This is a genomic window from Blastococcus sp. SYSU D00820 (assembly GCF_054050695.1).
Genome location: NZ_JBJGZW010000010.1, coordinates 143,649 through 150,820 on the forward strand (window position 1 = coordinate 143,649; position 7,172 = coordinate 150,820).

Genomic DNA, 7,172 nt, shown 5'->3' on the forward strand with positions numbered 1-7,172 from the left:
GGGCTCAGGCGACGGCGTCGGCGTCCTGCGGAGCCGGGGCGCCCTCCTCGGGGGTGGTGCCGTCGTGCGGCACCCGACGGTCCAGCGGCGCCGCCGCAGCACCGTCGGGGGACCGGCTGCCGGGCGGCAGCTCGACGGCCGCGCAGTTGTGCCGGAGCAGCCGCCAGCGGCCCTGGAACGACAGCTCGCTCCAGCAGCAGTTGCCCAGCGGGCCGAACACCCTGCGGTGCTCCGACCCGAGGTCCAGGAGCGCCTCCAGCAGCCGGCCCGCGGTGCCGCCGTGAGTCACGAGCACCGCCACCGACGTCTTCGGCAGGTCCCGGACGGCGGCCAGCACCCGCTCGGCCACCGCGGCCGGCTCCTCACCGCCGCGCCCCCGCACGGGGCGGCCGGCCATCCAGTCGGCGAACTGCTCCGGGTGCCGCTCGGCGACCTCGTCGCGGGTCAGCCCCTCCCAGCTGCCCATGCCGTGCTCCCGCAGCCGCGGCTCCACGGTCAGGGGCACGCCCAGCAGCCCGGTCAGTGCCCGGGCGGTCTCGGTGGCACGGCCCAGGTCGCTGGCGTGCACCACGGTGCCCTCGGCGGTCAGGCCGAGGGCGGCCACCAGGTGCCGGGCGGCGGTGGCCGCCTGGCGGCGGCCGACGGCGTCCAGGGGCGGGTCGAGCTGCCCCTGGAACCGGCCGGCCGCGTTCCACTCGGTGCGCCCGTGGCGCCAGACGACCAGCCGGGACACCGGCACGGCGGCGGCCGTCACCGGTCGGCGTCCTCCGCCACGTCGGCGTCCGCGTCGGCGGCGTCCTCGTCCACGTCGTCCTCGTCCACGTCGTCCTCGTCGGAGACGGGCTCGGGTGCCAGCGGGGTGGGGTCGGCGCTGCCCGGGTCGACGTCGTCGGCGGAGAGGGCGCCGGCGCCGGGCGGGAGGGCGCTGTCGACGAACGGGATCGTCGGGCAGTCCTTCCACAGCCGCTCGAGGGCGTAGTAGGCGCGCTCCTCGGCGTGCTGGACGTGCACGACGACGTCGACGAAGTCCAGCAGCACCCAGCGGGCCTCGGCGACGCCCTCGCGCCGCACCGGCTTCACGCCGTGCTGGCGCAGGCGCTCCTCGACCTCGTCGACGATGGCCTGCACCTGGCGCTCGTTGGGTGCCGCGGCCAGCACGAAGGCGTCGGTGATGGCCAGCCGCTCGCTGACGTCGACGATGGACACGTTCGTGGCGAGCTTGTCGGCTGCGGCCTGGGCGGCCAGCAGTGCGGTCTCCCGCGCCTCGACCGAGGCGGTCATCGGGGTACCTCCTGGGAGTCGGTGGTGGACGGGGCGCTGGCTTCCCCGGAGGACGGAGTGGGACCGGCCGGCGGCCGGTCGTACGTCGGCCGGTCACCCTGCGGCGGAGAGGCCGGCGCCGGGGTGGCCGGCGCCGGGGTGGCCCCGTTCCGCTCGGCGGCCCGGCCGCGCGGGCCCGACCGGTACAGGCCGCGCTTTTCGATGTACTGCACGACGCCGTCGGGCACGAGGTACCAGACCGGCATGCCGCGCTCCACCCGCTGGCGGCAGTCGGTGGAGCTGATCGCCAGTGCGGGCACCTCCACCAGGCTGACCGTGCCGTCGGGCAGGTGCCCGTCGGCCAACTGGAAGCCGGGTCGGGTCACACCGATGAAGTGCGCCAGCTCGAGGAACCGGTCGCTGTCCCGCCAGCTGAGTATCTGGGACAGCGCGTCGGCTCCGGTGATGAAGAACAGCTCCGCGTCCGGTCGCTGTTCCCGGAGGTCGGTGAGCGTGTCGATCGTGTACGTGGGGCCGGCCCGGTCGATGTCGACGCGGCTGACCGAGAACCGGGGGTTGGAGGCGGTGGCGATGACCGTCATGAGGTACCGGTCCTCGGCCGGGCTCACCCCGCGGTCGGTCTTCTGCCACGGCTGACCGGTGGGCACGAACACCACCTCGTCCAGCCCGAACAGCCCGGCCACCTCGCTGGCGGCCACCAGGTGACCGTGGTGGATGGGGTCGAACGTCCCGCCCATCACCCCGACCCGGCCGCCTGCCACCGATCGAGCCTAACCGGGCCGCCCAGGGCCGGTCGGCGTGACCGGCCCCGGGCGAGGGTTCCGGGGCCCGCGGCCTCGGCCGAGGGGCAGGCGGATCCGATGCGGCCGGCTCCCCCGTGCAGCCGGCCGCGGCCGCCGCCGGCGTCGGCGCAGGACCGCCGGACCGGGAGCGACGCCGGGGAGACCCGGCACCCGCGCTGACAACGCCCCACCGGGCCGGGGGTTACGGGCGGCCGGGCCGAAGGCCCTGGCCGCCCCCCGGCAGTCGACCCGGCGGCATGCCGACGTGTCGACAGGGCGACACGGCGAGAAGCCGACGAACCGGCTCAGAGCGTGGTCACGAACTCCGCCAGCTGGACGGCGTTGCGGCACTCGACCATGTCGATGACCTCGCCGTAGCGGTCGGCGGCGGAGTCCCCGCTGCCCCACATCCGGCGGGGCTCCGGGTTCAGCCAGTGCGCCGACCGCGCCCGGCGCACCAGGTCGGCGAGCACCGGCACGCCCGGCGGCCGGTAGTTGGTGCGGCCGTCGCCGAGCACCAGCAGCGAGCTCTTCGGCCCCACCGCGGTGGGCCACCGGTCGGCGAAGACCTCCAGCGCCGAGCCGTAGTCGCTGTGCCCGTCGAAGGCCACGACGTCGGCCTCCCGGCCGATCCGGGTCACCGCGTCGGCCACGTCGGCGCCCGGCCGGAAGAACCGGGTCACCTCGTCGGTGGAGTCGACGAAGGCGAAGGCCCGGACGCCGGAGAAGTGCTCGCGCAGCGCCTGGGTGAGCATCAGCGTGAAGTGGCTGAAACCGGCCACCGAGCCGCTGACGTCGCACAGCACGACCAGCTCGGGCTTGTGCACCTTCCGGGGCCGGTGGTGGGTCACCACCGGCACGCCGCCGGTGCCGAGCGAGGCGCGCACGGTCTTGCGGAAGTCCAGCCGGCCCTCGCGGCCCAGCCGGCGCCGGGCCGACAGCCGCACCGCCAGCCGCCGGGCCAGCGGCGCCACGGTGCGGCGCAGCTCGGCGAGGTCGGCCTGCTGGGCACGCAGGAAGTCCACCTGGTCGGCCAGCGGGCGCACCGCGCTCTTGGCGATCCGATCCCGCCCGCGCTCGGCGGCCTGCCGCCGGCGCACCTCGGCCTCGACCGCGGCGCGGAACGCGTCGAGCCGCTCGCGCACCGTCTGCCGCGCCACCTGCTCGGCCAGCCCGCCGCGCTCGGCGTCCCCCATCAGCCCGGCGAGCAGCTGGGCGACGAGGGTGTCCGGCGACAGCGCCCGCAGCACCCGGTAGGTGAAGTACGACTGCCCCGACGGCGAGGGAGGGGTCCGCCCCAGCCGCTCGACCGCCTGCCGGGCGAACCGACGCAGCGCCTCCGGATCGCCGTCCAGCAGCAGCCGGGCCAGCTCCGCGCGCATCGCCTCGGCGAGGTCGCCGGGGTCCACGTCGGGCAGGTCGAGGGTCGACTCCCCCGCCTCGCCGCGCTCGGCGTCGCCGTCGGCCGGATCGGCCGGCGGCCGGTCGCCCAGCGGCCACCACAGGTCGAACAGCACGTCGTAGGCCGGCCGCTGCGCCGCACGCTGGAGAAGCACCGCGGCGAGGCCGTGCCGCAGCTGCTCGCGGTCGAGCAGGTCGACCACGGTGAGGATCTCCGCCGCGTCGACGGCCTGGCTGATCCCGACCGGGATGCCGGCCTCGCGCACGGCGCGGACGAAGCCGTCGAGGTGCCCGGCCAGCCCGCCCGGCGCGACGGCGTCCGGCGACCCCGCGGGCATCAGTTCAGCCGCAGCTCGGCCGCGGCCCGCTGCTGGTCGCTGGCGTGCTTGAGCACCACGCCGAGCGTCGAGCCGACCGCCGCCTCGTCGAGGGTGTCCAGCCCCAGCTCGAGCAGCGTCTGCGCCCAGTCGAGGGTCTCGGAGATCGACGGCGGCTTCTTCAGCTCCATGGCCCGCAGCGCCCGTACCGTGCGCACGAGCTGCTCGGCCAGCCCCGGCGCGAGGTCGGGCACCCGGGAGAGCACGATCTCCCGCTCCCGCTCGGCCGAGGGGTAGTCCAGCGCCAGGTACAGGCAGCGCCGCTTGAGCGCCTCGGACAGCTCCCGGGTGGCGTTCGAGGTGAGCACCACGGTGGGCCGGCGGGTGGCGGTGACGGTGCCGAGCTCGGGGATGGTGACCTGGAAGTCGCTGAGCACCTCGAGGAGCAGGCCCTCGACCTCGACGTCGGCCTTGTCGGTCTCGTCGATGAGCAGCACGGTCGGCTCGGTGCGGCGGATCGCGGTCAGCAGCGGCCGGGAGAGCAGGAACTCCTCGCCGAAGATGTCGTCGTGGACGCTGTCCCAGTCCGCGCCGCCGCCCGCCTGCGAGGCCTGGATGCGCAGCAGCTGCTTCTTGTAGTTCCACTCGTACAGCGCCCGCGCCTCGTCCAGGCCCTCGTAGCACTGCAGCCGGATGAGCTCGGCGTCGGTGGCGGCGGCCAGCGCCTTGGCCAGCTCGGTCTTCCCCGTTCCGGCCGGCCCCTCGACCAGCAGCGGCTTGCCCAGCCGGTCGGCGAGGAAGACCGTCGTCGCGATCTGGGCGTCGGGCAGGTACCCGGCGGAGGCCAGCCGCTTGCTGACGTCGGAGACCGACGAGAACTGCGGCGACTGCGACGGCGGGCGGGGCATGCGGCTCCTCGGGAGTCGGCGGTCAGCGGACGTGGCCGCTGCCGGTGACGACGTACGTGGTGGAGGTGAGCTCGGGCAGCCCCAGCGGGCCACGGGCGTGCAGCTTCTGCGTCGAGATGCCGATCTCGGCGCCGAAGCCGAACTCGCCGCCGTCGGTGAACCGGGTGGAGGCGTTGACCAGCACGGCCGCGGCGTCGACCCCGGCGGTGAACTCGGCGATCGCCCGGGCGGAGTCGGCCACGATGGCCTCGCTGTGCCCACTGCCCCAGCGCGCGATGTGGTCCAGCGCCTGCGGCAGGTCGTCGACCACGCGGACGGCCATGTCCATCGAGAGGTACTCGATCGCCCAGTCCTCGTCGGTGGCCGGGACGACGCCGTCGTGCGCCGCCCGTGCGGCCTCGTCGCCGTGCAGCGTCACCCCGGCGTCGGCCAGGGCCGACAGCAGCCGCGGCAGGAACGGGACGTCGCGGTGCACCAGCAGCGTCTCCGCGGCGTTGCACACGCTCACCCGGTGGGTCTTGGCGTTGAGCACGATCGCCTCGGCCATCGCGGCGTCGGCGGAGGCGTCGACGTAGACGTGGCAGTTGCCGACCCCGGTCTCGATGACCGGCACCTTGGCCTCCATGACCACCCGCTGGATCAGCGAGGCACCGCCGCGCGGGATGACCACGTCGACGAAACCGCGGGCGCCGAGCAGCTCCCCCACCGAGGCGCGGTCGGCCGGCAGCAGCTCGATCGAGCCGGCGGGCATCCCGGCCTTCTCGGCGGCCTCGGTGAGGACGGCGACCAGCGCGGTGTTGGTGCGGAACGCCGACGCCGAGCCGCGCAGCAGCGCCGCGTTGCCGCTCTTGAGGCACAGCCCGGCGGCGTCGACGGTGACGTTGGGCCGCGCCTCGTAGACGATGCCGACGACGCCGAAGGGCACCCGCACCTGGCGCAGCTGCAGGCCGTTGGCCAGCGTCGACCCGCGGACGACGTCGCCCACCGGGTCGGGCAGCGCGACCAGCTGGCGCAGCGCGTCGGCGACCCCGGCGATCCGGCCGGCGTCCAGCCGCAGCCGGTCGAGCACCGAGGCCGGCGTGCCGTCGGCCGCGGCGGCCTCCACGTCGAGGGCGTTGGCGGCGAGCACCTCGTCGGCGCGGGCCACGAGCGCGTCGGCCATGGCGGAGAGCGCGGCGTCCTTGGCATCGGACGGGAGGGTGCGCAGGACGCGGGAGGCGGCGCGGGCACGCAGCGCGGCGGCCCCGATCAGCGGCAGGTCGGCGACGTCGGACACGCCCGCGAGGGTACGCGGCGGGCGGTTCAGGCCGGGGCGCGCCAGCCGGCCGTGACCGAGCGGCGGCAGCGGTCGGGCTCGTCGCCGGCCTCCGTGCAGACGGCCACCACCAGCGGCGCGCCGTGCCGCTCCAGCGCCTCGGCCGGCAGCACGCCGGTGACCACCAGCATCGCCAGGCCGTGGCCGGCGGCCCACAGCCGGGTGGCGACGTCGGCCGGATCGGCGTCCGCCCCGAACCGGCCGGCCTCCCGCGCCCGCGCCGCGCATCCGGCCAGCGCCTCGAGGCCGGCGCCCGCGGCTGCCGGGTCGATCAGCTCGGCGGCCTCGTCGAACATCGCCCGGTACAGGTGCGGCTCGCCGGCCGCATGGGCCAGGTAGGCGGCCCCGAGGGCGGCGAGGTCGTGCACCGCGTCGTCGGTCGGGGAGATCGTGGCCAGGCGCCGGCCGAGCCGGGTGAAGCCCTCCTGCCGGACCGCGCGCCACAGCCCGGGCATGCCGCCGAAGTGCGTGTAGACGGCCATCGTGGAGGTGCCGGCGGCCTCGGCCAGGCCGCGGATGGTCACCGGGTCGCGGCGGGCCAGCAGCTCGGCGGCCCGCTCGACGAGGGCGATGCGGACGGCGGGATCGGCGGCGCGGGGCACTTGCCCACGATACAGAACACTGTTATGCATAACAGTGTCATCCCACCGAGGAGGGGTCCCCATGCCGGTCCGACTGCTCAACCCCGAGACGCTCCCCCAGCCCGAGCACTACTTCCAGGTCGCCGTCGCCGAGGGCACGCGCACCGTCTACCTCGCCGGCCAGGTGGCCCGCACCGCCGACGGCACACCGGTCGGCGCGGGCGACCTGGCCGCCCAGGTCGAGCAGGCCTACCGCAACGTGGCGGCGGCCCTGGCCGCGGTCGGCGGCAGCTTCGACGACGTCGCCAAGCTGACCCTGTACGTCGTCGACTGGAGCGAGGAGAAGCTGCCCGCGCTCGGCGAGGGCGTGGCCCGGGCCGGCGCTGCGCTGGGGGTGGACCCCGTCAAGCCGGTGACCCTGCTCGGGGTCGCGGGGCTCGGCGAGCCGGACCTGCTGGTCGAGGTGGAGGCCGTCGCCGTCCTGCCCTGACCCGCCCCGGGGGGGGGGGGGCGGGGGCGGGGGGGGGGGGGGGGGGGGGGGGGGGGGGGGGGGGGGGGCGGGGGGGGGGGGGGGGGGGGGGGGGGGG

At 76.1% G+C, this 7,172-nt stretch carries 8 protein-coding genes; 1 reads left to right on the forward strand and 7 read right to left on the reverse strand.

The annotated features are described in order from the left end of the window. Positions 1-4 precede the first annotated feature (4 nt). The 7 genes from ACI79R_RS12915 to ACI79R_RS12945 form a co-directional block, all read right to left on the reverse strand. The gene (locus ACI79R_RS12915; RefSeq protein WP_456574028.1) at positions 5-754 is read right to left on the reverse strand and encodes a histidine phosphatase family protein; all 750 of its coding nucleotides are present in this window, start codon (positions 752-754) and stop codon (positions 5-7) included. Further along, on the reverse strand, positions 751-1,281 hold the full coding sequence (gene rsfS / locus ACI79R_RS12920; RefSeq protein ID WP_456574029.1) for a ribosome silencing factor: 531 nt from the start codon (positions 1,279-1,281) through the stop codon (positions 751-753). The genes ACI79R_RS12915 and rsfS overlap by 4 nt, the downstream gene beginning before the upstream one ends. After that, positions 1,278-2,042: a nicotinate-nucleotide adenylyltransferase gene (gene nadD, locus ACI79R_RS12925; RefSeq protein WP_456574030.1), complete on the reverse strand. Its 765-nt coding sequence runs from the start codon at positions 2,040-2,042 to the stop codon at positions 1,278-1,280. Before nadD ends, rsfS begins: the two co-directional genes overlap by 4 nt. 326 nt (positions 2,043-2,368) lie before the next feature. Next, positions 2,369-3,802 carry a vWA domain-containing protein gene (locus ACI79R_RS12930; RefSeq protein ID WP_456574031.1) on the reverse strand — a complete coding sequence of 478 codons (1,434 nt, stop codon included), beginning with the start codon at positions 3,800-3,802 and terminating at the stop codon, positions 2,369-2,371. Then, positions 3,802-4,689 (reverse strand): AAA family ATPase, encoded by an 888-nt coding sequence (locus ACI79R_RS12935; RefSeq protein WP_456574032.1) that lies wholly within the window; start codon positions 4,687-4,689, stop codon positions 3,802-3,804. The genes ACI79R_RS12930 and ACI79R_RS12935 overlap by 1 nt, the downstream gene beginning before the upstream one ends. A 22-nt stretch (positions 4,690-4,711) precedes the next feature. After that, the gene (locus tag ACI79R_RS12940; protein ID WP_456574033.1) at positions 4,712-5,965 is read right to left on the reverse strand and encodes a glutamate-5-semialdehyde dehydrogenase; all 1,254 of its coding nucleotides are present in this window, start codon (positions 5,963-5,965) and stop codon (positions 4,712-4,714) included. A gap of 26 nt (positions 5,966-5,991) precedes the next feature. Further along, a complete protein-coding gene (locus ACI79R_RS12945; protein WP_456574034.1) occupies positions 5,992-6,606 on the reverse strand; it encodes a TetR/AcrR family transcriptional regulator in 615 nt (204 codons plus the stop codon). A 61-nt stretch (positions 6,607-6,667) separates the two neighbouring features. Here ACI79R_RS12945 and ACI79R_RS12950 point away from each other — a divergent pair, with 61 nt between their 5' ends. Then, a complete protein-coding gene (locus tag ACI79R_RS12950) occupies positions 6,668-7,075 on the forward strand; it encodes a RidA family protein (protein ID WP_456574035.1) in 408 nt (135 codons plus the stop codon). Positions 7,076-7,172 lie beyond the last annotated feature (97 nt).